22 protein-coding genes are annotated in these 25,342 nt (G+C 70.3%); 11 read left to right on the forward strand and 11 right to left on the reverse strand.

From position 1 onward, the window contains the following. Window positions 1-101 precede the first annotated feature (101 nt). Window positions 102-2,501: an immune inhibitor A domain-containing protein gene (locus SH922_RS14560; RefSeq protein ID WP_393058383.1), complete on the reverse strand. Its 2,400-nt coding sequence runs from the start codon at window positions 2,499-2,501 to the stop codon at window positions 102-104. A gap of 370 nt (window positions 2,502-2,871) precedes the next feature. Here SH922_RS14560 and SH922_RS14565 point away from each other — a divergent pair, with 370 nt between their 5' ends. Beyond that, complete coding sequence (locus tag SH922_RS14565) at window positions 2,872-3,213, forward strand: hypothetical protein (protein WP_393058384.1); 342 nt, start codon at window positions 2,872-2,874, stop codon at window positions 3,211-3,213. A gap of 42 nt (window positions 3,214-3,255) precedes the next feature. On the opposite strand, the gene SH922_RS14570 is transcribed toward SH922_RS14565, so the two are convergent. Both SH922_RS14570 and SH922_RS14575 read right to left on the reverse strand, forming a co-directional pair. Next, the gene (locus SH922_RS14570) at window positions 3,256-3,918 is read right to left on the reverse strand and encodes an RDD family protein (RefSeq protein ID WP_393058385.1); all 663 of its coding nucleotides are present in this window, start codon (window positions 3,916-3,918) and stop codon (window positions 3,256-3,258) included. 136 nt (window positions 3,919-4,054) lie between these two features. Next, window positions 4,055-5,590 (reverse strand): RDD family protein, encoded by a 1,536-nt coding sequence (locus SH922_RS14575; RefSeq protein ID WP_393058386.1) that lies wholly within the window; start codon window positions 5,588-5,590, stop codon window positions 4,055-4,057. 268 nt (window positions 5,591-5,858) lie between these two features. On the opposite strand from SH922_RS14575, the gene SH922_RS14580 reads away from it, so the two are divergent. Then, a complete protein-coding gene (locus SH922_RS14580; RefSeq protein WP_393058387.1) occupies window positions 5,859-6,335 on the forward strand; it encodes an SsgA family sporulation/cell division regulator in 477 nt (158 codons plus the stop codon). 25 nt (window positions 6,336-6,360) lie between these two features. Here SH922_RS14580 and SH922_RS14585 read toward each other — a convergent pair whose 3' ends face one another. Further along, window positions 6,361-7,728: an FAD-binding oxidoreductase gene (locus SH922_RS14585; protein WP_393058388.1), complete on the reverse strand. Its 1,368-nt coding sequence runs from the start codon at window positions 7,726-7,728 to the stop codon at window positions 6,361-6,363. Between the two features lie 97 nt (window positions 7,729-7,825). Here SH922_RS14585 and SH922_RS14590 point away from each other — a divergent pair, with 97 nt between their 5' ends. Next, window positions 7,826-9,580 carry a tetratricopeptide repeat protein gene (locus tag SH922_RS14590; protein ID WP_393058389.1) on the forward strand — a complete coding sequence of 585 codons (1,755 nt, stop codon included), beginning with the start codon at window positions 7,826-7,828 and terminating at the stop codon, window positions 9,578-9,580. A gap of 87 nt (window positions 9,581-9,667) precedes the next feature. Here SH922_RS14590 and hppD read toward each other — a convergent pair whose 3' ends face one another. After that, window positions 9,668-10,813: a 4-hydroxyphenylpyruvate dioxygenase gene (hppD, locus tag SH922_RS14595; RefSeq protein WP_393058390.1), complete on the reverse strand. Its 1,146-nt coding sequence runs from the start codon at window positions 10,811-10,813 to the stop codon at window positions 9,668-9,670. 134 nt (window positions 10,814-10,947) lie between these two features. On the opposite strand from hppD, the gene SH922_RS14600 reads away from it, so the two are divergent. The 7 genes from SH922_RS14600 to SH922_RS14630 all read left to right on the forward strand — a co-directional run bounded on the left by SH922_RS14600 (window position 10,948) and on the right by SH922_RS14630 (window position 16,123). After that, entirely contained in the window at window positions 10,948-11,421 is a 474-nt protein-coding gene (locus SH922_RS14600; RefSeq protein WP_250969527.1) for an Lrp/AsnC family transcriptional regulator, read from the forward strand. Window positions 11,422-11,436: 15 nt separating this feature from the next. Further along, window positions 11,437-12,084, forward strand: a complete 648-nt coding sequence (locus tag SH922_RS14605; RefSeq protein WP_393058391.1) for an ABC transporter permease — start codon at window positions 11,437-11,439, stop codon at window positions 12,082-12,084. Further along, window positions 12,077-13,339 (forward strand): ABC transporter ATP-binding protein, encoded by a 1,263-nt coding sequence (locus SH922_RS14610; RefSeq protein ID WP_393058392.1) that lies wholly within the window; start codon window positions 12,077-12,079, stop codon window positions 13,337-13,339. Before SH922_RS14605 ends, SH922_RS14610 begins: the two co-directional genes overlap by 8 nt. Continuing rightward, on the forward strand, window positions 13,336-14,220 hold the full coding sequence (locus tag SH922_RS14615; protein WP_393058393.1) for an ABC transporter permease: 885 nt from the start codon (window positions 13,336-13,338) through the stop codon (window positions 14,218-14,220). Before SH922_RS14610 ends, SH922_RS14615 begins: the two co-directional genes overlap by 4 nt. 11 nt (window positions 14,221-14,231) lie before the next feature. Next, window positions 14,232-15,197 carry a glycine betaine ABC transporter substrate-binding protein gene (locus tag SH922_RS14620; protein WP_393058394.1) on the forward strand — a complete coding sequence of 322 codons (966 nt, stop codon included), beginning with the start codon at window positions 14,232-14,234 and terminating at the stop codon, window positions 15,195-15,197. Window positions 15,198-15,298: 101 nt separating this feature from the next. Next, the gene (locus tag SH922_RS14625) at window positions 15,299-15,907 is read left to right on the forward strand and encodes an ArsR/SmtB family transcription factor (protein WP_393058395.1); all 609 of its coding nucleotides are present in this window, start codon (window positions 15,299-15,301) and stop codon (window positions 15,905-15,907) included. Window positions 15,908-15,922: 15 nt separating this feature from the next. Then, window positions 15,923-16,123: a hypothetical protein gene (locus SH922_RS14630; protein WP_393058396.1), complete on the forward strand. Its 201-nt coding sequence runs from the start codon at window positions 15,923-15,925 to the stop codon at window positions 16,121-16,123. 36 nt (window positions 16,124-16,159) lie between these two features. Here the strand turns inward: SH922_RS14630 and SH922_RS14635 are convergent, their stop codons facing one another. The 4 genes from SH922_RS14635 to SH922_RS14650 all read right to left on the reverse strand — a co-directional run bounded on the left by SH922_RS14635 (window position 16,160) and on the right by SH922_RS14650 (window position 22,302). Beyond that, a complete protein-coding gene (locus SH922_RS14635; protein WP_393058397.1) occupies window positions 16,160-16,948 on the reverse strand; it encodes a PDZ domain-containing protein in 789 nt (262 codons plus the stop codon). A 593-nt stretch (window positions 16,949-17,541) separates the two neighbouring features. Beyond that, window positions 17,542-18,183, reverse strand: coding sequence for an IclR family transcriptional regulator (locus SH922_RS14640; RefSeq protein WP_266779352.1), 642 nt, complete (start codon window positions 18,181-18,183; stop codon window positions 17,542-17,544). Between the two features lie 336 nt (window positions 18,184-18,519). Beyond that, window positions 18,520-20,532 (reverse strand): hypothetical protein, encoded by a 2,013-nt coding sequence (locus tag SH922_RS14645; protein WP_393058398.1) that lies wholly within the window; start codon window positions 20,530-20,532, stop codon window positions 18,520-18,522. A 150-nt stretch (window positions 20,533-20,682) separates the two neighbouring features. Then, the gene (locus SH922_RS14650) at window positions 20,683-22,302 is read right to left on the reverse strand and encodes a WxL domain-containing protein (protein ID WP_393058399.1); all 1,620 of its coding nucleotides are present in this window, start codon (window positions 22,300-22,302) and stop codon (window positions 20,683-20,685) included. A 292-nt stretch (window positions 22,303-22,594) separates the two neighbouring features. Between SH922_RS14650 and SH922_RS14655 the strand changes: the two genes are divergently transcribed. Continuing rightward, a complete protein-coding gene (locus SH922_RS14655; RefSeq protein ID WP_393058401.1) occupies window positions 22,595-23,146 on the forward strand; it encodes a hypothetical protein in 552 nt (183 codons plus the stop codon). 78 nt (window positions 23,147-23,224) lie between these two features. Here the strand turns inward: SH922_RS14655 and SH922_RS14660 are convergent, their stop codons facing one another. After that, on the reverse strand, window positions 23,225-25,006 hold the full coding sequence (locus SH922_RS14660; RefSeq protein ID WP_327710927.1) for a DEAD/DEAH box helicase: 1,782 nt from the start codon (window positions 25,004-25,006) through the stop codon (window positions 23,225-23,227). 87 nt (window positions 25,007-25,093) lie between these two features. Further along, window positions 25,094-25,318, reverse strand: coding sequence for a hypothetical protein (locus tag SH922_RS14665; RefSeq protein ID WP_393058402.1), 225 nt, complete (start codon window positions 25,316-25,318; stop codon window positions 25,094-25,096). Window positions 25,319-25,342: the final 24 nt, after the last annotated feature.

The following is a 25,342-nucleotide window of genomic DNA, read 5'->3' on the forward strand; positions in this document are numbered from 1 at the left end:
TCGTGTCAATAAGAATCCGAACAAGAGGCACCTAAACACGATCGGCCGCCGCCCGCTAGAGGGCGACGGCCGATCATGCTTTGACCTGCTGTTTTACCGGATTACTTGTGCGAGGGACCCACGCGGACGGTCACCGTGGAGCCGCTGAGCGGCTCGTTGATGATCGAGATCCGGGTGTTGGTGTCAGTTACCTGCACGCTGCCGGTCTCGTTCTCCTCGTACCAGTAGGTGCCCTTGTGGTCGTCGAAGACCGGAACGCCGAGCTGCGGCTTGATCTTCTTGGCCACGTCACCGTTGTGGAGCGTGAAGCCGTCGGTGGGGTACCAGCTGAACGGGGCGTCGAACGGCTGGATCTTGTTGCGGATGACCGTGCCGTCCGCCCACGTCAGCGGCTTGGCGTGCGCGTCGATCGGCAGGATCAGGCCGTGACCCGGGTGGGTCGAGACGTTGTTGTCCTTCTGCGAGCTGTCCCACAGCCAGATGAGCAGGCCGTTCTGGTACGGGTAGTGCTCGACCCAGTCCGGACGGGTCTTGGAGAACCCGAAGTTGTACGGGCCGACCTTGAGGGTCTGGTCGTACGAGACGTACTGGCGGTTCTCCGCGATGTAGCGCTGCGGGTAGTCCTTGGTGAAGGACGAGCCCACCCGGGAGAAGCCCTTGGCGGTCCAGCCGTTGTCGTCGCCCTCGGCGTTGTCCGTGAAGAGCGCGGCACCGTCGGCGTTGACCGCGATGATGTCGGCCGCGAAGCCGACGCCGCCCGCGCCGCCGTCCGTGGTGTAACGGAAGCGGATGTCGATCTTCTTGCCGGCGTAGCCGTCCAGCGAGTACGAGAGCTTCTGGTACTTGCCGGAGACGTCGGTCAGGGCCGGCTTGTCACTGGCGTCGCGCGGGATGGCCTTGCCGTCGGCGGTGCCGTCGAGCGCGGTCCAGCTGGTGCCGCCGTTGTCCGAGACCTCGGTGTAGAGGTAGTCGTAGTCGGCCTCGATGTCCCACCAGCCCGAAAGGTCCAGGGACGCCTTGGACTTGCCGGTCAGGTCGACCGAGCGGGACAGGGTGTTGTTGAGGTTGTCACCCATGTCGCTCCACCACTGCTTGGCGCCCTCGGCGGGCGTCGTGACGGCGGTGGTGACGGCCTTGTCGGGCAGCTCGACGACGAGTGCCTGCTTGTTCTTGGTGTTGTACTCGGACACACCCAGCTTGTGGGTGGACTTCGTCGCGGCCTTGGCCACGTCGTAGTCCAGCCAGCCCAGCTGGAACTTGTCCCAGGCGGTCATGTCGCCGGGCAGGTCACCGATGCTGTTCTTACCGGTGCCGAGCCAGGAACCGGCCGACATCAGCGACCAGAAACCGACCGAGTTCTCGGCGGTGTTGGTCGTGTCGTACAGGTCCGGCAGACCGAGGTCGTGGCCGTACTCGTGGGCGAAGACGCCCAGGCCGCCGTTCTCGGGCTGTGCGGTGTAGTCGCCGACCCAGATGCCGGTGTCACCGATCTGCGTGCCGCCGGCCTTGTTCTCGCCCGGGCCGGTCGCGCCGGCGTTGGTGCCGTAGGCGTACCAGCGGTGCGCCCAGATGGCGTTCTTGCCCTCGGCGCCGCCGCCCGCGGACTCGTCCTCGCCGGCGTGCACGATCTGGAAGTGATCGATGTAGCCGTCGGGCTCGTTGAAGTTGCCGTCGTTGTCGAAGTCGTAACGGTCCCACTGGTCGTACTGGGAGAGATCGGCCTTGATCTGCTCGGGCGTACGGCCCTTGGCCTTCTGGTCGGCGGCCCAGGCGTTCACGCCGTCCTTGATCATGTCCCAGGCGTTGGCGCAGTTGCTCGAACCGCAGTAGTTCGAGCCGTAGCGGGCCTCGTTGTACGGGACCTTGACCCAGTCGGAGACCTCGCCCTCGACCGAGTAGCGCCCGGAGGACGTCTTCTCGTAGTACGTCTTGAGCGAGTTCTTGCCGGCGCCCTCGCCGAAGTACAGGTCCTGGAAGTGGGCCTGGTTGTAATCGGCCTGCCAGGCGGTGCTGTTGTCCTTCGCGGGGTCCGGCTTGGCTATCTTGTTGTGCGCCGGTCCCGGCGTGCCGCCGTACTTCGGGACGGCGGGCTTGGGGCCGTCGCCGTCCGGGTCGAACATGGTCGTGTTGTCGACCTGGTCGCCGAACTCCACCAGGACGGTGAAGATCTTGTCGGTCTTCTCCCGGCCGAGCTCGACGTACTTCTTGTCATCGAGCTTGACGACCTTGGAACCGCCGCGCGTCGACACCGTCTTGTCGCCGGATATGACCTGTTCCAGAGCGGCCTGACGCTGGGCGTCCTGCTGCTTGCTGAACGGGCCGTCCAGATCGTGTGCGTTGCCCTTGGCCGACCCCGGGTCCCGGCGGTCTATGGCGGAGGCGGCAGTGCCTGACGCCTGGTCATCTGCCTGAGCGGTGGCGAAGGCGGATGCGGTGGCGGCGGTCGCGGCCATGGCCACGACAACCGCCCCGGTGCGAAGCGCCCGTCTTTTAATGATCACGTGATGCAGTCCTCCCCGGCGCCCGCGGCTGCGGCCTCGGAGGTGTGAAGGGGCCGCGCGCGGAAACGCGCCACAAGTGACGACATTTGACCGGAGTTACAGAAGAAAAGACAGACCTTGACTTGAACATACCAAGTGCACTATGCAGGAGCGCATTTCCGTTATCCGGACGATCGATCCACCCCCGACCGGCGCGCCAACGCGCCCCATCGGCGCGCGAGATGACTCCGTGCGCCCCCTGTGCAACGGTACCGTGGGTTAGGTGACGCTTACCACCCGTTCCGCTCGGGCATCCACCGTCGTAGAGTCACTCGACAGCGAGACCGTGTCGAGAGACCGCCCATCCGACGTCCCGAGGACGGATACCGCCATGCCGCGTCCCACTGCTGCACAGCTCTCCTACGGTTCGGTGACCGTCGTCTTCTCGACCCTCGCCATGCTGCTGCTGTCCCGGACCGAATCGGGCATCGGCATCGCCGTCATCGGTACGGCCGCGCTCGCGCTCGGTCTGCTGGTGGCCGTCACCGTTCCCCGGCCGGCACGCCCGAACACGGCGAAAGCGGCGAGGACGGGTGCCACGGTGTCCGCACACCGTGACACCGTCCCCGCCGCCGCCGAACCCGAGGGCCGCACCCCCGGCCCCGTACAGAGCAGGATCCCGGCCGCACGCGCCGCATCGGAGCGGGTGGGCGAGCACTCGCTGCGGCGCTGACCGTCGCCGCCGGGAGGGTGCCGACGCCCTCCCGGCGATCTGTCAGTTGGTGACCACCACCACCGTCTTGGGCGCCTTGTCCTGGAGACCCTGCTTGTACGGCTTGTCCGTGAACATCAGCACGATGTTGATCAGCCACCACAGGCACGGGCAGCACAGCAGCGCCGGCACCCACAGCACCACGGCCCGCAGGAACGCACTGCCGGTGTCCGGCACCCTGCCGTCGTTCAGCATCGCGACGCGCAGCTTCAGCAGCCGCTTGCCCAGGGTGCGGCCGTCCTTGTGCGTGAAGTACGTGTCGTACGCGACGTAGGCCACCAGGGCGATCAGCGACCAGAGCAACTGATGCCCGCTGTAGGTCTGGGCGAAGACGTCACTGACGTTGTCGTCGTCGTTGTTGTCCGACATCTCGACCGCGCCGCCCCAGGGCAGCGAGATCAGGTACAGCGGGATCGAGATGATCAGGAAGTCGATCAGCCGGGCCAGGATCCGCTTGCCGGGCTCGGCGAGCGGTGGCATGCCGGCCAGCGGATCCGTTCCGCCGTACTGGCCGCCGCCGTACGGACCGGGGTCGTAAGGCGGTGGGGGCGGCGGCGCGCTGCCGTAGGGCGAGCCCGATGACGGCGGCGGCTGGGACCCGTGCGGCTTCTTGGAGAACGGGTCGTCCTCGGGCGGCTGACCGGACGTCGGCTGATCGTTGCTCATGCGGGCAGTGCACCTCGCCCCACGGGCGCCCGCAACGGCTCAGGTGCGTTCGGGGGAACGGATTCCGTCCGACGGCCCTCACCCGAAGGGCCGTCAGCCGTACGGGTCGCTCCCCGGTCCGCTTCGGTACGCCACCTCAGCCCGCGACGAAGGTGCGGGCCGCCTTGTCGTGCCAGCACTGGCGCCACGGCCGGTCGATCAGGCACCAGAGCACATTGACCACGCCGATGGCCAGCAGGCCCAGCACCCCGTAGACCAGCCAGCGGCGCAGGGCGGCACCGAAGCCGGGCGCGTCGTGGGACTCGATGTCCCGTACGTCGAGTCCGCAGAGCTTCTTGCCGAGCGTACGACCCCACTTCGCGGTCGGCAGCACTTCCAGGAGGACGCCCAGCACCAGGAAGAGGCCGAGAACCGTACCGGCCAGCGAGGCCGTGGTGGAGTCCAGCAGCCAGACGGTGACGGTCTCGCCGGACAGCTTGGCCGCGTCGATCTTCTCGTTGACGTGGTCCGTCGCCCGGGCCGCGAGCGGCACGGCGGCAGCGCCGACGAACGCGCCGAGCACGACCGTGTCGATGAGCCGGGCGGCGAACCGCTTGCCGAGCGCCGCCGGGCGGGCCGCCGTCCGGGCCGCGGCGAGCTGCTGGAAGTGGTCGTCGACCGGGGGCTTCCAGGGCACGACGGGCTGGTCGGGCTGCGGTGCCTGCTGGGACTGCTGCGGGAACGCGGGCCGTTGTTGCTGTGCGGGCGCCTGCGGCTGCGGCCGGGCGTTCTGTTCGGGCCGGGCCAGCTGATGCGCCTGCTGCGCCCAGGAGGTGGAGCCGCCGCCGGGGCCGGGCGTGAGCGGGCTGTTGAGCGCCGCGGGGGCCGGGGCGGGCGCGGGGGCCTGCGCGGCGGGCTGCGGGGCGGCGGGCGCGGCCGGTGCGGTGCCCGGGGTGATCGCACGGATCGTCAGCGTGCCGTCCTCGGGCGGCTGCTGCGCATCACGGGGGCCCGGCGCCCTGCCGCCCGGTCCCACGGCGCGGATCGTGACGGTGCCGTCGGCGGGAGGGCGCGACGCGTCACCGGTTCCGCCGCCGGAGCGGGCGGAGCGGCCCGGACGGTCGACCCGGATGGCGACGGTGTTCTCGGGGGGCTGGCCGCTGCCGTCGCGCATGCCCGGCAGTGCGCCGCGGGTGGGGTCCGCGGGTGCGGGACGGCGCGGGTCGGCGGGGGCCCGGCCCGCAGGTCCGGCACCGCCGGGGGCGCCGGCGTCCGGCGTACCGCCCGCGGGCGTCCGCGGACCGGCCTCCGCCGGCCCGTCCTGGGGTGCGGGTGCGGGCGCGCCGCCCCAGGAGACCCGCCGGTCGCGTTCGCCGCCGAAGCCGGTCTGCCGGGAGGCGTCGGCCTGCCAGGCGGTGGCGGGTTCGGGGCGGTTCCCCTCGTACGGCCCCTCGTCGAAGAAGACCGGGCCGGTCTCGTCCACCGCGGCGGTTCCGGGCGCGGCGGCGTACGGCGCGGCCTCCTCCCCGGCGGGTGCCGTGGGCAGGGGCTCGCCCTGCTGCGGGGCGGGCCGGCTGGTGCCGGGCACCCACGAAGCGCCGTTCCAGTACCGGACGTATCCGGGAATGGACGGGTCGGGGTAGTACCCCTCGCGGGGGCTGTCGTCACCGGGTGCCGGGGTTGGGGCGCTCATCACCGTGGTCCCGTATCTCTTCGAGGCCTTGGACCGGCCGGCGGTCGGGGGCGGCGTCGCCCACCCCCCAATTGCCGGTCGGTCCCAATACAAGGGTCCACATCTATCAGACGCCCGCCCGCCACCGGGCCGGTCCTGGTGTTTGGGCCACTTTCCGGTCCCTCCGAAATATCTTTCCCGAAGTCGCGTAATGGATGGCGGGGAGGGCGCTCTCTCCCTGTGCGGGCGGTCGTGCGACCGGCCCACAGGCATCGAAAGGACGCACCTCATGAACACCGTCGTGGAACGAGAGCTGGAGCTCAAGCTGGTCCTGTCGCCCGAGCGCAGCATTCCCGTGCCCGCCCGGCTGACGTATCGCACCGAGGATCCCTACGCCGTGCACATCACCTTCCACATCGGTTCGGACGCCCCCGTTCACTGGACGTTCGCCCGCGATCTGCTGGTCGAGGGGGTGTTCCGGCCGTGCGGGCACGGGGACGTGCGGATCTGGCCCACCAAGGTCGACGGGCGCAGCGTCATCTGCGTGGCACTGACCTCGCCCGACGGCAACGCCCTGCTGGAGGTGCCGTCGGCCGCGGTGGCCACCTGGGTGGAACGGACTCTGGGCGTCGTTCCGCCGGGTACGGAGTCCGGGCGGCTCGGCATCGACGAGGCGCTGGCCGAGCTGCTCGCGCCGCTGCCGGCCGACGACCTGTGGATGAGCGACCCGTGGCCGTCGGACGAGTCGCAGGACGGGGAGAGTTGAGAGGGCGAGGGCCTGTCCGGGGGCGTCAGAAGACCTTGCCCGGGTTGAGGAGGCCCAGCGGGTCGAAGGCCTGTTTGATACCCCGGTGCAGTTCCACGCTCACCTCGCCGAGTTCCCGGGCGAGCCACTCCTTCTTGAGTACGCCCACGCCGTGTTCGCCGGTGATGGTGCCGCCGAGTTCGAGGCCGAGCGCCATGATCTCGTCGAAGGACTCGCGCGCCCGCCGGGACTCGTCGGCGTCGGTGTGGTCGAAGCAGACGACGGGGTGGGTGTTGCCGTCGCCCGCGTGTGCGCAGACGCCGATGGTGAGGTCGTACTTCTCGGCGACGGCAGCCGTGCCTTCGAGCATGGCGCCGAGCTGGGAGCGCGGTACGCAGACGTCGTCGATCATGGTCGCCGACTTGACGGTCTCCAGCGCGGTGAGCGACATCCGCCGGGCCTGGAGCAGCATTTCGGACTCGGCGGCGTCCTCGGCGGGGACGACTTCGGTGGCTCCGGCGGCGGTGCAGAGTCCGGCGACGGCTGCGAGGTCGGCGGAGGGGTCCGGGGTGTCGAAGGCGGCGAGCAGGAGTGCCTCGGTGGTGTCGGGGAGCCCCATGTTCGCCATCTTGTTGACCGCACGGACTGTTGTACGGTCCATCAGTTCGAGGAGTGACGGAGTGTGGCCGCGCTCCATGATCCGGCAGACGGCGTCGCACGCGCTCGCCGCGCTGGGGAACTCGGCGGCCAGGACGAGCTGCTGCGGCGGCTGCGGCTTGAGCGCGAGCACGGCCTTGACGACGATGCCGAGGCTGCCCTCGGAGCCGACGAAGAGCCGGGTGAGGTCGTATCCGGCGACGCCCTTGGCGGTGCGGCGGCCGGTGGTGAGCAGGCGTCCGTCCGCGAGGACGACTTCGAGGCCCAGGACGTATTCGGCGGTGACCCCGTACTTCACGCAGCACAGGCCGCCGGACGCGGTGCCGATGTTGCCGCCGATGGTGCACATCTCCCAGCTGGAGGGGTCCGGCGGGTAGTACAGCCCGTGTTCGTTGACCGCCCGGGAGAGGACTGCGTTGATGACGCCCGGCTCGACGACGGCGATGCGGTCGACGGGGCTGATCTCCAGGATCCGGTCCATCTTCACCAGGGAGAGCACGATGCAGCCGTCCGAGGCGTTGGCCGCGCCGGACAGGCCCGTGCGGGCGCCCTGGGGGACGACCGGGACGCGCAGCGCGGTGGCGGTGCGCATGATGTGCTGGACCTGCTCGACGGTGCGGGGGAGCGTGACGACGGCTGGGGTCCCCGCGTCGCAGAAGCTCGCCATGTCGTTGGCGTAGGCGGCGGTGATGTCGGGATCGGTGATCAGGGCCTCGGCCGGCAGACCCGCACGCAGTAGTTCGAGAAGATCGTCCATGATCCAAGACTGGCACCCGGGCCCATTGGTGTGAACCCGTCTGCGGCAGCCTTCGCAAGGCGCGGTGTGATCTTCGTACTGACGCAGAGTGATCGGCATGGACGTCACGCCACAGCAGACCCCGACGGCCCACGGGCCGGACCACGACCTCGAGACTCCCTCCACCGCGCCCTACGAGTCCCCGCCCGACCTCGCGTCCCTGGCCGAGCCGCCGCCCGCCTCCCTGCGCACGACCCTGCGCAGGGCCGCGTTCGGCGTCGTGGCGGGGGCGGTGCTGGTGACGGGGGCGGTGGTCGCGGTGCCCGACGACGACCAGGACGCGGCGCCGCCCCTGCCGGGGCCGGTCTCGCGGGCGATGAGCGCGACGGCCGCGGGCTCCCCCGCCTCGCTCTCCGATCTGACGGCGCTCATCGGGGACCGGCAGAAGTGGGTGGGGACGCATCCTTCGGACGCGCAGTCGTGGGCGGTGCTCGGGTCGGCGTACGTGGAATGGGGGCAGCGGGCCTCGGACGCGGCGTACTACGCCCGGGCCGAGCAGGCGCTGAAGCGGTCCCTGGACGTGCAGCCGGGAGAGCGCGGGAACGAGGCGGCCTGGGTGGGTCTCGCCTCGCTCGCCAACGCCCGGCACGACTACGTGACGGCGAAGAAGTGGGGCGAGACGGTACGGTCCCGGCAGCCCAAGCAGTGGACCGTGTACCCGGAGCTGGTCGACGCGTACAACGGCCTCGGTGACTACACGTCGGCGACCAAGGCCGTGGAGAAGTACGCCGCACTGCGGTCCGGTGTCCCGTCGCTGGGGCTGACGGCGCAGATGTACCGGGACCGGGGCTGGCGGGAAGACGCGCTGGCCACCGCGCAGGACGCCGCGAACCGGGCGAAGACGCCCGCCGAGAAGGCCGCCTGCCTGTCCCGGCTGGGCGAGCTGGCCTGGGAGCGGGGTGAGCCGGAGGAGGCGGTGGCCCAGTACGGGGCCGCTCTGCGCACCGATCCCGCCCATCACCCGGCCCTCGCCGGCCGGGCGCGCGCACTGGCGGCCCTCGGGCGCACCGACGAGGCCCAGCGCGACTACCAGGCGGCGCTGACGAAGTCGCCGCGCCCGGCCTACATGCTGGAGCTGGGCGAGCTGTACGAGTCGCTCGGCCTGGACGGCGATTCGGTGAACCAGTACACGCAGCTGCGCAGGGCGCTGGCCCGGACGAAGGCGCGGGGCGTGGACGACTCCCTGCTCCTGGGCCGGTTCGAGGCCGCCCACGGCGACGCGGCCGAGGCGGTGGAGCTGCTGCGGGCGGAGTGGGGCCGCGGCCACCACAGCGCGGCGGTGGCCGATGCGCTGGGCTGGGCGCTGCACCGCTCGGGCGATCCGGACTCGGCGCTGGAGTACGCGGAGCGGGCGGTCGACTCGGGGGGTCAGAACGCCTCGTACGCGTATCACCTGGGCATGGTCCAGCGGGCGTTGAAGGACTTCGGGCCGGCCCGCCGCCATCTGGAGGAGGCCCTGCGCACCAACCCGCAGTTCTCGCCGCTGGACGCGCCCCGGGCCCAGGAGGCGCTGGACACGCTGGGGCTGCCCCTGGCGGGCGGTCCGCAGGACATGCAGCCGGCTGCGCCGCCGGCCCCGGAGCCGTCGCAGGAGCCGTCGCCGGCTGCCGAGCCGGAGTCCGGTCCGGTGGAACCCGCGGCGCCCCCCGGGGAGCCCGCTCAGGCTCCCGGCGAGGCCGCTCCGGCACCGGCGGCGGGCCCGCCGGGGAAGAAGGCCAAGCCGGGCGCGCCGAAGGCCGCTGCCGGGGGCGCGGGCGGTGCCGCACACACTCCGGCGAAGCCGTCGGCCGCGCAGTCACCGGCGGGCCGCTGACGCGGGGAGCCGGCACGTGCCGCGACGGGCGGGCCGGATGTCCGGCCCGCCCGTCGCGGTGCTCCTCCGCTGTGGATCAACGACGGATCAGAGGTTGCCGCGCTTCTCCTGCTCGCGCTCGATCGCCTCGAACAGGGCCTTGAAGTTGCCCTTTCCGAAGCCCATCGAGCCGTGGCGCTCGATCATCTCGAAGAAGACCGTCGGCCGGTCCTGGACCGGCTTGGTGAAGATCTGCAGCAGGTAGCCGTCCTCGTCGCGGTCGACGAGGATCTTCAGCTCGCGCAGGGTCTCGACCGGCACCCGGGTCTCGCCCGCCCACTCGCCCAGGGTGTCGTAGTACGAGTCCGGGGTGTCGAGGAACTGGACGCCGGCCGCGCGCATCGCCTGCACGGAGGCGACGATGTCGTTGGTGGCGAGCGCGATGTGCTGGACGCCCGCGCCGCCGTAGAACTCCAGGTACTCGTCGATCTGGGACTTCTTCTTGGCGACGGCCGGCTCGTTGATCGGGAACTTGACCTTGAGCGTGCCGTCGGCGACGACCTTGGACATGAGCGCGGAGTACTCGGTGGCGATGTCGTCGCCCACGAACTCCTTCATGTTGGTGAAGCCCATGACCTTGTTGTAGAAGCCGACCCACTCGTTCATCCGGCCGAGCTCGACGTTGCCGACGCAGTGGTCGACGGCCTGGAAGGTGCGCTTGGCCGGCGGCTCGACGATCGGGGCGGCGGCGGCGAAGCCGGGGAGGTAGGGGCCGTCGTAGCCGCTGCGCTCGACGAGGGTGTGGCGGGTCTTGCCGTACGTGGCGATGGCGGCCAGGACGACGGTGCCGTGCTCGTCCTTCACCTCGTGCGGCTCGGCGAGGCCGAGGGCGCCGTGCTCGACGGCGTAGGCATACGCGGCCCGGGCGTCGGGGACCTCGATGGCCAGGTCGACGACGCCGTCGCCGTGCTCGGCCACGTGGTCGGCGAGGAAGCGGCCGTGGTCCGTGGACGCCTTGATGACGGAGGTGAACACGAAGCGGGCGGAGCCGTTGGTGAGGACGTAACTGGCGGTCTCGCGGCTGCCGTTCTCCGGTCCGGAGTAGGCGACCAGCTTCATGCCGAAGGCCGTCGAGTAGTAGTGCGCGGCCTGCTTGGCGTTGCCGACGGCGAAGACGACGGCGTCCATTCCCTTGACCGGGAAGGGATCGGCCTGCCGGGCGGTGTCGGGGGTGCTGTGCATCGTCTCAGTCATGTCCGAAGGGTCCCGCCGCTTCGCAAGGTGCGCAACAGTTCGTGAATTCGCTGGTCAATCTGCCCAGCACTTCGCGATGATGGGCGGGCTATCTGTACATGATGACCATCACAGTGACCCCCCGGAGGCCGGCCGTGGCGATCGATCATCTGGACGGGCGGCTCATCGTGCTGCTGGCACGTGAGCCCCGGATCGGCGTCCTGGAGGCCTCGCGCCGGCTCGGCGTGGCGCGCGGGACGGTGCAGGCGCGCCTCGACCGCCTTCAGTCGAATGGCGTCATCCGCGGCTTCGGTCCGGACGTCGACCCGGCCGCCCTCGGCTATCCCGTCACCGCCTTCGCAACACTGGAGATCAAGCAGGGCCAAGGCGCCGACGTGCGGGCCCACTTGGGCGGCGTACCGGAGGTGTTGGAGCTGCACACCACCACCGGACAGGGCGACATGTTCTGCCGGCTGGTGGCCCGTTCGAACGCCGATCTCCAGCGGGTGATCGACCGGGTTGTCGGATTTGATGGCATTGTCCGGGCCTCCACGGCCATCGTCATGGAGAACCCCGTACCCCTGCGCATCATCCCGCTCGTCGAGCAGGCGGCGCAGGACACCGACTGAGCCGAGGAGTGACGTGTGAGCTTCTGGGAGTACCTGGGGAATCGGCACCAGCAGTTGCTCACCGACGCGTTCCAGCACGTCAGCGCCGTCTTTCAGTGCATGGTCATCGCGACCGTGCTCGGCGTCCTGATCGGGGTGGTCAGCTATCGCAGCGGCTGGGGTTCCTCGGTGGCGATCACCTCGACGGCGACCGTCCTGACCATTCCGTCCCTCGCCGCGATCGGTCTGCTGATCCCGCTGGTCGGGCTCGGGGTGGCGCCGACGGTGATCACCCTGACGCTGTACGGGCTGCTGCCCATCGTCCGTAACGCCATCGTCGGGCTGCGCGGCGTGGATCCCTCGCTCGTGGACGCGGCGAAGGGCATCGGGATGTCGCGGATCAGCCGGCTCTGCAAGGTGGAACTGCCGCTCGCCTGGCCGCCGATCCTCACCGGCATCCGGGTCTCCACCCAGATGCTGATGGGGATCGCCGCCATCGCCGCGTACGCCTCCGGGCCCGGTCTCGGCAACGAGATCTTCCGCGGTATCGCCTCGCTGGGCAGTGCCAACGCGATCAATTCGGTACTCGCGGGCACGCTCGGCATCGTCGTCCTCGCCCTGCTCTTCGACGCCGCCTACGTCCTGCTGGGGCGGCTCACCATCCCGAGGGGGATCCGTGTCTGAGACCGCGGCCGAGGCCGAACCGAAGCCGGCCGTCAACGCCACCTCCGGCGCCACCATCCAGCTGGAGGACCTGACCAAGCACTATCCGGGGAACCCGAGCCCGGCCGTGGACAACGTGTCGATGGACATCAAGGCCGGCGAGACCGTCATCTTCGTGGGCCCGTCCGGCTGCGGGAAGTCGACGACCCTGAAGATGATCAACCGGCTGATCGAGCCGTCCTCCGGACGGATCAGGATCGGCGACGAGGACGTCACCGACATCGACCCGGTGAAACTGCGCCGGAAGATCGGTTACGCGATCCAGTCGTCCGGGCTGTTCCCGCACATGACGGTCGCCGAGAACATCGCCCTGGTACCGAAGATGGTGGGCTGGTCGAAGTCGAAGGTGAAGGACCGGGTCGAGGAGATGCTCGACCTGGTCGGTCTTGACCCGCGCGAGTTCCACGACCGCTATCCGCGCGGGCTCTCCGGCGGTCAGCAGCAACGCGTGGGCGTGGCACGGGCACTGGCCGCGGATCCGCCGGTGCTGCTGATGGACGAACCGTTCGGCGCGGTCGACCCGATCACCCGCGACCACCTCCAGGACGAACTGATCCGGCTCCAGCACGAGCTCCACAAGACGATCGTCTTCGTCACGCACGACTTCGACGAGGCGATCAAGCTGGGCGACCGGATCGCGGTGCTGCGCGAGCACTCCCACATCGCCCAGTTCGACACCCCGGAGGCCATCCTCACCAACCCGACGGACGACTTCGTCTCCGGGTTCGTCGGGGCCGGTGCGGCACTGAAGCGGCTCAACCTCACCCGGGTCCGGGAGGTGGAGATCGCCGAGTTCCCGACGGTGACGGTCGACGACCCGCTCCAGTCGATCTTCAACAAGCTGCGCAGCGGGCCGCACAACGAGCTGCTGATGCTGGACCGCAGGAACCGCCCGTACAAGTGGCTGCGGCGCGGCGACCTGATGCGGGCCCGCGGTTCGCTGGCGCGGGCCGGGCAGTTGGTGCACGACACGGTGACCAGGGACGCCACGCTGCACGACGCGCTGGAGGCGGTGCTGACCGACAGCGGCGGGCGGGTCGCGGTGACCGGGCGGCGCGGGGAGTTCATCGGCGTCGTGGACATGCACACCCTGATGAACTCCGTGCACGAGCTCCTGGAGGCCGACCGGCTCACCGCCATCGAGCACCAGCACGACCTGGAGGAGCTGCGCACCCACCAGACCGTCCAGGAGCTGGAGGGGGGCGCGGGCGCATGAGCAGCGACTCCCCGTCCGGCCCCCACTCCCCCAGGAAGGCCCCCGCGTCCGACCGGGACCGCCCGCCGGGCGAGCACGACGTCAAGGGGCTCGCCTTCCATGACGAGGAGGAGGAACCGGCCCCGCCACCGGCCGGGCCCCCGCGCCGCCTCACCTGGCGCAAGCTGGTGGTCGTCCCCGCGGCGCTCGCGGTGGTGCTGGTCATCACGTACGTATGGATCACCAACGTCGACCTCGACTCGATCGCGGAGAACTCCCTGGCGGGCGACACGGTCCAGCTGCGGTGGTGGCAGCACGTCCGGCTGACGGCCATCTCGACGTTCTGGGTGCTGATCATCGCCATTCCGCTGGGCATCGCACTGACCCGGCGCGGTCTGAGCAAGGCCGCACCGCTGGTCACCGCGATCGCCAACATCGGGCAGGCGACCCCGGCGATCGGTCTGCTGGCGCTGCTGGTGATCTGGCTGGGCATCGGCCCGTCGACGGCGATCACCGGCATGGTGATCTACGCGGTGCTGCCGGTGCTCTCCAACACGGTGGCCGGGCTGAAGGCGATCGAGCCGACGCTGGTGGAGGCCTCGCGCGGGATCGGCATGTCGGCCATGGGGACGCTCCGGAAGGTCGAACTCCCGCTCGCCGTCCCACTGATCCTGGCCGGAGTACGGACCGCGCTGGTGCTCAACGTGGGTACGGCGACCCTGGCGACGTTCGGCGGGGGCGGCGGCCTCGGTGACCTGATCACCTCCGGCATCCAGACGCAGCGCATGCCGGTGCTGGTGCTCGGTTCCGTCCTGACGGTGGTGCTGGCGCTGCTGGTGGACTGGCTGGCCTCGCTGGTCGAGGTGGCGCTGACGCCGCGCGGACTGGAGGTGGGGCAGTGAGGACGCGACGCGTGCGTACGGTCCTGGCGGGCGTGGCCGCTCTGGCCCTCGCGCTGGCGGGATGCGGGCTGAAGAGCGGCTCCCCGATGGTGGACGACGTGGTGCCGGGGTCGGCCGGGCTCAGGCACCCGCTGGACGGCGCCTCGCTGACCGTCACCTCGAAGAACTTCAGCGAGAACATCATCCTGGGCCAGATGATCGGTCTGATCTTCAAGGCCGCCGGGGCCGAGGTGCTGGACCGGACGAACCTGCCCGGCTCCATCAGCGCCCGCGAGGCGATCATCCAGGGCGACGCCGACGCGATGTACGAGTACACGGGCACCGGCTGGATCACGTATCTGGGCCACTCCAAGCCCATCACCGACCCGCTGGATCAGTGGAAGGCGGTGCGCGACGCGGACCGGAAGAACGGGGTGACGTGGCTGCCGCAGTCCACCCTGAACAACACCTACGCACTCGCCATCAGCAAGAAGAACAACGCGAAGTACCACCTGAAGACGCTCTCCGACGTCGCCGCGCTGTCGAAGAAGAACCCCTCGGCGGTGACGGTCTGCGTGGAGAACGAGTTCGCCTCGCGCAACGACGGACTGCCCGGGATGGAGAAGGCGTACGGGATGTCGATCCCGGCCGGCAACATCAAGAAGATGGACGCGGGAATCATCTACACCCAGGTGTCGAAGTCCGACTCCTGCCTGCTGGGCGAGGTGTTCACCACGGACGGCCGCATCAAGGCGATGGACCTGGACGTGCTGGCGGACAACAAGCACTTCTTCCCCAACTACAACGCGGCGCCCGTCATCCACACCGCGACCTTCGACAAGTACCCGGTGATCGCCGAACTGTTGGACCCGCTCAGCGCACGGCTGACCACGGAGGTCGCACAGGTGCTGAACGCCAAGGTGGACGTCGACGGGGAGGACCCGCACGAGGTGGCGAAGGAGTGGCTGATCGAGGAGGGGTTCATCAAGGCGGGGTGACGGGAGAGCCGGTTCCGGGGGCACGGGGGTTGCCCAGAGTTACAAAGAGAATGTTGCAAAGACCCGTTGCAAAGCTCTCTTTGTAACTCTATGGTTGAGGCATGCCAACGACGGAGCCCGAAGACAGGGCCGGAACCGCAGCGGACCCCAAGGTCCTCAGCATCGACGCCCGCACCCTGCGCGGACTCGCCCACCCCTTGCGCATCAGGCTGCTCAACGCCCTGCGGGAGTTCGGGCCCGCCACCGCCTCCGGTCTCGCCGAGCGGCTCGGCGAGTCCAGCGGCGCCACCAGCTACCACCTGCGACAGCTCGCCACGTACGGCTTCGTCGAGGACGACCCGACGCGCGGCAAGGGACGCGAGCGCTGGTGGCGGGCCGTGCACGCCGGCGCCTCCTTCGACCCCGAGTTCCTGCACGATCCCGACCCCGAGGTGCGCGGCGCCATGGGTGTCGTACTCCACGAGGTCGCGTCGACGCACACGCAGGAGCTGAACACCTGGCTCGGCACGATGCACGAGTGGCCCCAGGAGTGGTACGCGGCCTCGAACCTGAGCGACTTCAAGGTGCGGCTCACCCCGGAGCTCTCCCAGGAGCTCTCCGAGAAGATCCACGAACTGATCAACAGCTACCGCGGCCGCGTCCCCGAGGGCACCGAGGGATCCGCCGTCGTCCGCACCCATCTGCACGTCTTCCCGCGCCCGACCGACTGAAGGGACCACCACGCCATGCATCCCGAGACGCACCTTGAGCTGCACCGCATCCGCTCCACCGAACTGCGCGGCCAGGCACACGACTTCCGCCTCGCCCGCCGCCGCGCCCCGCGCAAGGACCTGCGGACCCGGCTGGGCTGGACCATGGTCGAAGTGGGTCTGCGCGTCCTCCCGCAACCGACCGTCATGACGCCGCGCGCACCGCGACCGGCGTAGCCGGAAGCGATCCGGGCGGCCCTGCTGCGGACCCGGTCAGCAGCTCGGGATCTTCCCCCCGTGATCCAGCGCCCTCAGCGAGGACACCGCACCCTTCAGAGTCGTGACCGGAATCAGCCGAAGCCCCTTCGGCAGTTCGGACTTCGCCTCCTTGCACTCGGCCTTCGGTACGAGGAAGACGGTCGCCCCGTCCCGCCGGGCCGCCTGCGTCTTGAGCGAGACACCACCGACCGCGCCGACCTCACCGTCCGTCTGGATGGTGCCCGTACCGGCGATGGTGCGGCCGCCGGTGAGATCGCCGCCTGAGCCGTCGCCGTCGAGTTTGTCGACGATGCCGAGCGCGAAGAACAGGCCGGCACTGGGGCCGCCCACGTCGGCGAGGTGGAGGGTCACGTCGACCGAGCCCGGCTTCTTGCCGAGGTAGTTCAGAGCGGCGTCGACCGCGGAGTCCTGCGACTTCGCCATGTCGTCGAGGTTGTGCTTCTCGATCTCCTTCTCGGAGCCGCCGGACGGGTAGACGGAGTCGCGCGGCATGACCGCCCGGTCCGTACGGAACCAGCTGTCGACCACGTCACCGATCCCGACATCGGCTTCGGGCCCGGTGGCCACGATCGTCGTCATCCGCAGCTGGCCCTTGGTGGGCCGGGTGGGAGTGCCCTCGATGCTGATCACGGGGGTGCCGTGGTCGTCGCCGAGCACATTCGCCGTCGTACCCGGCTGCGCCAGCGTGAACGGCAGCGGCGCGAAGGCGGCGACGCCGAAGAGGGCGAGGACCGGGAGGGCACACAGGGCGAGGGTGCGGGGGCGCGAGCGACGTGTGAACACCCGCCCAATCTAACCGGCCGGCCCCGGTGGAGCTCGGGTGGCTCCGCGAGGTGTGCCCGGTCCGGGGCGGGGGGTTCCGTCCTCGATCGCCGGACGGGCTGGGGTGCGGCTTGCCCCGCGGGGGTGCGCCACGTCCGGTGGGTGGGGGTGGGGCCCCTCCGGGGTGTCTCCTCGGAAATGGCGTGTGCACCCGGTGACGCGGGGGACCCGGGTCGTACGCCATTTCCTGCGGGGACTCCCCTGCACGGCCCCACCCGGTCCCGCCCGCGTGTGCACGTCGGCGGTACTGCTGCCGCAGACGCGAGGCGGCCGGGTCCGGGGCCGTGCAGGGGAGCCCCCGCAGGACGACGAACAGACACCCGGGCCCGCTTCACGTACCCGCGGAACGTTCGTCGTCCGAGGAGACGCCCCGGAGGGGGACCGGACCCCCACCACGAGGGACCGCGCCACCCCGCGGGCAACCCGCACAAACAAGCCCGTCGAGGGGGTCCCCCCATGCCCTTGAGGCTATGGGGGAGATTGAGGACGAAACCCTCCGCCCCGGACCGGGGCAAGGACCAGGCCCCCGCTGCCGCCCGCCCAAGGGCCCCGCGCTAGCGAAGTGCGTCCGCGACCTCGCGTGCGGCGTCCACCACCCGGGGCCCCACCCGCTCCGGGACGGCGTCCGCGAGCATCACCACACCGACGCTGCCCTCGACCCCCGTCACCCCCATCAGTGCGGCCGCGGCCCCGCTGGCCCCCGCTTCGAGCTCTCCGTGGGTGAGGGTGAAGGCCGTCTCGCCCACCGGCTTCTGCCGTGCGGCGAGGATCGCCCGGCCCGCGGCGCCCCGGTCGAGGGGGTGGCGGAAGCCGGCCCGGTAGGCCACGTGGTAGTCCGTCCAGGTCGGTTCGACGACCGCGACCGCAAGCGCGTCCGAGCCGTCGACCAGCGTGAGGTGGGCCGTGGCCCCGATGTCCTCGGCCAGGGAACGCAGCGCGGGCAGCGCGGCCTCCCGTACGAGCGGATGCACCTGGCGGCCCAGCCGCAGCACGCCCAGGCCGACTCTCGCCCGGCCGCCCAAGTCTCTTCGGATCAGGGTGTGTTGTTCCAGGGTGGCGAGCAGACGGTAGACCACGGTGCGGTTGACGCCGAGTTTGTTGGACAACTCGGTGACCGTCAGGCCGTGATCGGTGTCGGCGAGCAGTTTGAGGACGCGCAGTCCTCGGTCGAGCGTCTGGGAGGTCTCCGCGGTCACGACGCCCTCTCCCTCTTTGGTGAGCGGCGGCGGCTGTTCCCACGGACTGTGCGTCACCGGTCCCAGCGGCGACGCACGGAGAGGCCGCCGGCCTGGCCAGGCACCGGCTGCGCTCCGCGGCGGCGTTGCCACGGGGCGTTCACATTTTTGGGACAGTAGCGAGCCAGTCCGCTCAGCGGAAGACCTCGTCCAGAATCCGGGCGCTCACGGAAACGCGGTTGTGCCCGAAAGACATAAGCGCCGGTCAGCGGGGCGCCGGCCGACCGACGCACATCTACGCGCGTCCATGTCGGCCGACTCCCTCGCGACGCTCCGTACACCAGAGGTGAACCGGCGTTAACTCACTGTGAACAATTGCTGGACAGTTTTTCCGTTCACGAGTACCTCGCAGGCCCTGATCGCCTTCGTCGCCGGGTCCCGGACGGTGAAGTTGAGCGCGAAGGTGCCGTCGAGTCCGATGATCCGGGTGACGTAGGAATCGGCGGTCTGCCTGCCGTCAGCGGTGCGTCCGGTGACGGAGACCGTGGCGACGGGTGCGAAGCCCCGGCCGGTCACCTGGACGACCGTGCCGGGCGGCCCTTCGGGCGGCGAGAGCGCGAAGGAGGCCCCGACGGGGACGGTGCCGTCCTGGACGGTGAAGGCGGCCGTCTCGGTGCGCGGGTTGACGAGGACCTCGCGAACCCTGAGGGCGACGGTGTCGGCCGCGTTGACGGTGAAGGTCTGCGAGAACGCCCCGTCGAGGCCGACCACCTTGGTGCGCACCGGGTCGGAGGTCTGCGAGCCGTTCGCCCGCAGCCCGACGATCGACACGGTCGCCACCTTCGCGAAGCCCTGTCCGAGAACGGTGACCGCGGTGCCCTTCGGTCCGGCGGCCGGGGTGAGGACGACGAAGGTCGGGGCGACGGTCAGCTGGGTGAGGGCCTGCGCGCTGCCGGCGGTGACCTGGAGGGCGTAGACACCGCGGGCGGTGGATCCGGCGGCGGTGACCGTACCGGTGAGTGTGCCGTCGGCGGTGATCCTCAGGGTGGAGCCGCTGATCCCGGCCGTGGCGCAGCCGCTGCCGTCGGCGGCGCACAGGGCGGCGGCGGGGGTGACGCCCGAGGGCCATCCGCTACCGGACACGCTGATCGTGCCGCCCGGCTTGACCTTGGCCGCGCCTGCGGAGAGCGTCGCGGTGGCCTCGGTCACGGTGAACGGCGTGGTCAGTACGGTGGCCGGATCGTTGCCCTCGTCGACCTGGATCGAGGCGATCGCCGGGTCCGAGACGGTGAAGTCCACCGCGAACGTGCCGTCGGGGCGGCTCTTCACGTAGACGGCCGTGTCGTCGAGCGTCGTTCCGGTCGCGTCGAGGCCGACGGTGTTGATCCACCGGTCCTGGTAGTAGTCGCTGCCGCTGACGGTGACGACGCTGCCGACCGGTCCGCTGCCGCGGGACAGGGCGATCGCGCGGGGCCCATCGGGGACGAAGGCCTGGACCGTCAGGGGTGCGGTCGCCTCCTTCGTACCGTCGCCGACCTTCACGAGGTACGAGCCGTCCGGCACCGTGCCGGCCGCGGCGAGCACGGCGCTGCCGGTCAGCTGTCCGGAGCCGTTGATCGCGAGGGAACTGCTCGCGAACTTCCCGGCGTCGCAGCCGCCGCCGTCCGTCGCGCAGAGCGACGGCACAGGGGTGGCACCCACGGTCCAGCGGCTGCCCGACAGGGCGACCGACGTGGACGGCCGGGCCGGTGCGGTGGGGGCGACGAGGGTGGCCGGCTGGCCGGCGCTGCCCTCCGCGGTCACGGTGCCGATGGAGCCGCCGCCCGCGGTGACCTCGCAGGTCGTCGTGTAGGTGGAGCCGAGCACCTTCGTGCGGGTCACGTTGCGCAGCGGGGTGAAGGTGATCGGGCCGCTCGCGGTGGCGGGGACGAGGAAGTCCCCTTCGTACGGCGGGATCTCGATCGGCTGCCCGGACGGGACGTCGAGGGAGACCTCGGGCCCGGTGACGGTGACCGTGCCGGTGGCGCCGCCGGACATGGCGAGGTCGACGCTCGGGGTGGTGGGCACGTCGTTGAGGCTGAGTCCGCTGGTGGCGGGCGACGGGCCGAGCGTCACCTTCGCGTGGACCTTGCCACCCGGGTCGACGACATCGGGCGTCAGCTCGATGCTGAACTCCTGCGGCCCGGTCGCCTCGCCCTGACCGGCGGGCAGGGTGCAGTGGACGGTCGGGGTGATGGTCCCTGCGTGGGCGAGGGGGGCGAGTGCGACGGTCCCCCCGGTCCACGCGAGTACGGCTCCGGCGCCGAGGGCGACGGCGCGGCGCCATGCCGGGCGGCCCTGTTTTCCGGTGAGTCTGCGATGCGCGAACATGCGGCTCCTCCAAAGGAAACGGAATGCGACTGATCCGAATGCGGAATGCACGACGCCCGCCTGCTCCATTGCCTTACGGAACAGACGGGCGTCGTCGGTGCTTTCCCTGAGGCCCTGGTGGCCTTGATGACTCCGATGACCTTTACGAACTCACAGCAGGGTCAGGGTCAGGATGGCGCCGTAATCTCCGGGCCGGGTGAATTCGGGAACCGTGAGGGCGAGCCCCGCCTCGGCGTCGAACTTCCCGCCGGTGAACGGACGTGATCCGTCCGGATTCATCCGGCAGAGGCTCGCCGCCTCGCCCCCGAGCACGGTGGGCGATCCGGCGACCGGCGCCCCCACGCTCCCGTCCTGTGCCGTGCAGGCCGGCGCCCACCGCACCGCACCGGCCGGGATGGTGCTCCCGTCGGCGCTCGTGAAGTCGGTGAGGGTGGCCGTCAGGGACCAGCCGCTGTTGACGCCGCGGGCGTCCTGCACCTCCACCCGGTTCAGGTGGGTCCTCTGCACACCGCTGTCCGCGCCCAGGACCGTCGTCCCGAAGTCGACGGTGTCACCGTCCTGGGTCATGGAGAGCGTTCCCGCCCTGACCTGGGTGCTCAGCTGCTGCTCGGCCGTGCTTCCGCCCCCGCCGCCACCGGTGGTGACGGTGAACGGGGCGGTGCGCACGGTCGCCGGGTCGTTGCCCTCGTCCGCCTGGACGGCGGCGACGGCGTCGGAGATGACGGTGAACTCGACGGCGAAGGTGCCGTCCGCGCCGCTCTTCACGTAGACCGCGCTGTCGTCGAGCGTGGTGCCCGAGGCGTCGAGGCCGATGACGTTGATCCAGCGGTCCGGGTTGTAGTTCCGGCCGCTGACGGTGATCACGCTGCCGACCGGGCCGCTGTCCGACGACAGCTCTATCTCCCGGTTGCCGGCCGCGACGGCTTCGACGGTGAGGGGGGCGGTGGCCTCCTTCGTGCCGTCGTTGACCTTCACCTCGTAGCTGCCGTCGGGCACGGCTCCGGCCTCACCGAGGGTCGCGGTGCCGGTGAGTGTGCCGTAGGAGTCGATCCTCAGGGTGTGGGCGGTGAACTTCAGCGGGTCGCAGCCACCACCGCCCACCGCGCACAGCGACGGCACGGGGGCCGCGTCCGGGGTCCATCCCGAACCGCCCAGCGTCACCGCGGTGTTCGGGCGCACCGGGTCGGCGGGAGCGGTCAGCGTGGCGGGTTCGGACGCGGAGCCCTCCGCGGTGACGGTGCCGATGGAACCGCCGCCGTCGACGATGTCGCAGGGTGTCTCGAAGACCGATCCGAACACCTTGGTCTGCGTCAGCGTACGGATCGGGGCGAACGAGATCTCACCCGAGGCGTCCGCCGGAACCAGGAAGTCGCCTTCGTACGTCGGAATCTCGATGGACGTCCCGGCCGGGACGTCCATCGAGAACTCGGCGCCCCGCACGGTGACGGTCCCGGTGGCCCCGCCGGACATCGCGAGGTCGAGACTGGGGATCGTCGGCACGTCCTCCAGCGCGATGGCGCTGGTGGCCGGGGACGGGCCCAGCGTCACCGTCGCGTGCACCTTTCCGCCCGGTTCGACGACGGCCGGCGACAGATCGACGGTCATCTCCTGCGGACCGGTCGCCTCTCCCTGACCCGCGGGCAGGACGCAGTGCACGGTCGGGGTCACCGTCCCGGCCGCGGCCGCCGGACCGGCGGACGGGGACGGTGCGGCCGTCGCCCCGACGCAGCCCAGTGACAGTACGAAGCAGGCCGCGAGCAGACCGGTCACACCGGGTCTTCGTCGTCGGATCACCTGACACCCTTTCATGGACCATTGATTGCGCACATTGAGGAGGTCACGTGCAGAGAAGTCAAGAGAGAGCCGATTGATCCTTTTCTGAAATGCCCCAAAGGGATTTTGGCTGACGTTTTTCACATACCTGTTGACTTCTTCGAAGATCACCGTTTCACTGCACCCGACATGCCGGGCCCGGCACGCAGATCCGTACGTACAGCGAATGCACCGAGTGCAGCGAGACGGCGGATCCGCGGAATTCAAACCGGAAGGAGTTCCACCCGTCATGTCGATCTCTTCAACCCACGCGTCCGGCCGAAGACGCCTGCCGCTGATCCTGGCGGCGGCGTGTTCGACAGCCGGACTGCTCGCCCTCTCGGCCCCGACGGCCTCCGCGGTGACCCCGCTCATCGCGACGGCCACCTACAACTGCGGCACCTGGGGCAGCGGTCTCGCCACCCTGACCGCCGCTGACAACGGCACGACGAAGACCATCAAGATCACGTCCTCGGCGATCACGATGCCGGCGGGCACCAGTGCCGACCCGAACAGCATCACGACGACGCTCAAGCTCACCAAGACCGTGGGCGGCGTCACCAGTCAGGTCCAGTTCTCCGCCAAGACCAACCCCGGCATGAGCGGCGGCAACCCGATCACACTGGGCCCGCTGAAGCTCACCTCCGGCACGCTCGCGGCGGGCAACAGCACCAACTCCGTGGTACTGCCCACTCCCCCGAGCTCCACCAACTGGTCACTGCAGATCGTGGCCTCGTCCCCGACGTCCGCCACAGTGCCGTGCGTGGCGACGTCCGTTCAGTCCGCATCGCACGTCTGGTAGCGGCCCGCGCATGACGCCGGCCCGGGGCAGGAACCGCTGTTCCCGCCCCGGGCCGGTGCGTCGTACGCCCCCGTCGACTCACGTCATGCGGGTGGCCCACTCCTGGACCTTCTTGATCCGCTGCTCGATCTGCCCGGCCGTGGCCTCCGCGCTCGGCGGCCCGCCGCACACCCGCCGCAGCTCGGTGTGGATGACGCCGTGCGGCTTGCCGCTCTGGTGCGTGTAGGCGGACACCATGGTGTTCAGCTGCTTGCGCAGTCCCAGCAGCTGCTTGTGCGTGACCACCGGCCGGTCCTCGGCGGGCTTCTCCAGCAGGTCCGCCTCCGAGGCCGGCTTCTGCCGGCTGTGCGCGATCTGCCGGGTCTGCCGCTTCTGGAGCAGCAACTGCACCTGGTCGGGTTCGAGCAGCCCCGGAATGCCGAGGTAGTCCTGCTCCTCCTCGCTGCCCGGGTGTGCCTGCATGCCGAACTCGGCACCGTCGTACAGCACCCGGTCGAAGACCGCGTCGGACTCCAGCGCCTCGAACGGCAGCTGCTCCTCGGTCTCCTCGTCCTCCAGCTTCTCGGCGTCGGCGAGGAGCTTGTCCTCCTCGGAGAACGGGTTCTCCTCGTCGCTGCCCTTCTTGGGCTTGTCGAGGACGTGGTCCCGTTCGACCTCCATCTCGTTGGCGAAGTCGAGGAGCATCGGGATCGTCGGTACGAAGACGGAGGCGGTCTCGCCGCGCCTGCGGGAGCGCACGAAGCGGCCGACGGCCTGGGCGAAGAAGAGCGGCGTCGAGATGGTGGTCGCGTACACGCCGACGGCCAGGCGCGGCACGTCGACGCCCTCCGACACCATGCGGACGGCGACCATCCAGCGCGATCCGTCCTCGGTGAACGAGTCGATCTTCTTCGACGCGGCCTTCTCGTCGGAGAGGACGACGGTGGGCTTCTCGCCGGTCACCTTCTTGAGGATCTTGGCGTACTCGCGCGCCGACTCCTGGTCGGTGGCGATGACGAGCCCGCCCGCGTCCGGGATGCCCTTGCGGACCTCGGTGAGCCGCTTGTCGGCGGCGCTGAGGACGTTGGGGATCCAGTCGCCGGTGGGCGACAGCGCGGTGCGCCAGGCCTGCCCGATGGCGTCCTTGGTCATCGGCTCGCCGAGCCGGGCGGCGATCTCGTCACCGGCCTTGGTGCGCCAGCGCATGTTGCCGCTGTAGCTGAGGAAGATCACGGGGCGGACGACGCCGTCGGCGAGCGCGTTGCCGTAGCCGTAGGTGTAGTCCGCCGAGGACCGGCGGATGCCGTCGTTGCCCTCCTCGTACGCGACGAACGGGATCGGGTTGGTGTCGGAGCGGAACGGCGTGCCGGTCAGGGCGAGCCGGCGGGTCGCCGGGTCGAACGCCTCCTGGCAGGCCTCGCCCCAGGACTTCGAGTCACCGGCGTGGTGGATCTCGTCGAGGATCACCAGGGTCTTGCGCTGCTCGCACCGGTTGCGGTGCAGCATGGGGCGGACGCCGACGCCCGCGTACGTGACCGCGACCCCGTGGTACTCCTTGCTCACGGGGCCCGCGCTGTACTCGGGGTCGAGCTTGATCCCTATCCGGGCGGCCGCCTCGGCCCACTGCTTCTTCAGGTGCTCGGTGGGCGCGACGACGGTGATCTGCTGCACGACGTGGTGGTGGAGCAGCCATGAGGCGAGGGTCAGCGCGAAGGTGGTCTTTCCGGCGCCGGGGGTCGCGACCGCGAGGAAGTCGCGCGGCTGCTCCTGGATGTACCTCTCGAGGGCGCCCTGCTGCCAGGCCCGCAGCTTCCCGGCCGTGCCCCAGGGGGCGCGGCCGGGAAAGGCGGGTGAGAGGTGGTGGGAGGCGGTAGTAGTCACGGTCTCCGGTTCGGGTCTCTCGGGTACGTGTGGTGCTGTCCGCACGGACCGGGACGGGCCCGTACGCGATACGACAACCGGGCCACCTTACCGGGGGGCGGGGCCGAACCCCGTACGAACCAGCCGTGGTCCGGCACCGCTGAGACCCGCTTCACAGGGCGACGTCCACTTGGCGAACCCGGACAGCTGCTCCGCGATCCTGGGCATGTCCAGTGCTCCCTGGCAGACGTCGAGGACGAACCGCTCGGCCTCGTCCACGTCGAAGCGGGCGTCCAGCTCCTCTTCGGTGATCCGCAGATTCAGACCAGCCAAGAGCGGAAGGTACCGCTTGGTACC

It is taken from the genome of Streptomyces sp. LN549, from assembly GCF_043203805.1.
Classification (GTDB): Bacteria; Actinomycetota; Actinomycetes; order Streptomycetales; family Streptomycetaceae; genus Streptomyces.

Bases quoted from the DNA above. Each gene is read 5' to 3' on its own strand.
- SH922_RS14585 (WP_393058388.1), bottom strand. From the start codon at position 7,728: ATGGACGATCTTCTCGAACTACTGCGTGCGGGTCTGCCGGCCGAGGCC.
- SH922_RS14590 (WP_393058389.1), top strand. From the start codon at position 7,826: ATGGACGTCACGCCACAGCAGACCCCGACGGCCCACGGGCCGGACCAC.
- SH922_RS14570 (WP_393058385.1), bottom strand. From the start codon at position 3,918: ATGAGCAACGATCAGCCGACGTCCGGTCAGCCGCCCGAGGACGACCCG.
- SH922_RS14565 (WP_393058384.1), top strand. From the start codon at position 2,872: ATGCCGCGTCCCACTGCTGCACAGCTCTCCTACGGTTCGGTGACCGTC.
- SH922_RS14630 (WP_393058396.1), top strand. From the start codon at position 15,923: ATGCATCCCGAGACGCACCTTGAGCTGCACCGCATCCGCTCCACCGAA.
- SH922_RS14580 (WP_393058387.1), top strand. From the start codon at position 5,859: ATGAACACCGTCGTGGAACGAGAGCTGGAGCTCAAGCTGGTCCTGTCG.
- hppD (WP_393058390.1), bottom strand. From the start codon at position 10,813: ATGACTGAGACGATGCACAGCACCCCCGACACCGCCCGGCAGGCCGAT.
- SH922_RS14615 (WP_393058393.1), top strand. From the start codon at position 13,336: ATGAGCAGCGACTCCCCGTCCGGCCCCCACTCCCCCAGGAAGGCCCCC.
- SH922_RS14625 (WP_393058395.1), top strand. From the start codon at position 15,299: ATGCCAACGACGGAGCCCGAAGACAGGGCCGGAACCGCAGCGGACCCC.
- SH922_RS14645 (WP_393058398.1), bottom strand. From the start codon at position 20,532: ATGTTCGCGCATCGCAGACTCACCGGAAAACAGGGCCGCCCGGCATGG.
- SH922_RS14655 (WP_393058401.1), top strand. From the start codon at position 22,595: ATGTCGATCTCTTCAACCCACGCGTCCGGCCGAAGACGCCTGCCGCTG.
- SH922_RS14575 (WP_393058386.1), bottom strand. From the start codon at position 5,590: ATGAGCGCCCCAACCCCGGCACCCGGTGACGACAGCCCCCGCGAGGGG.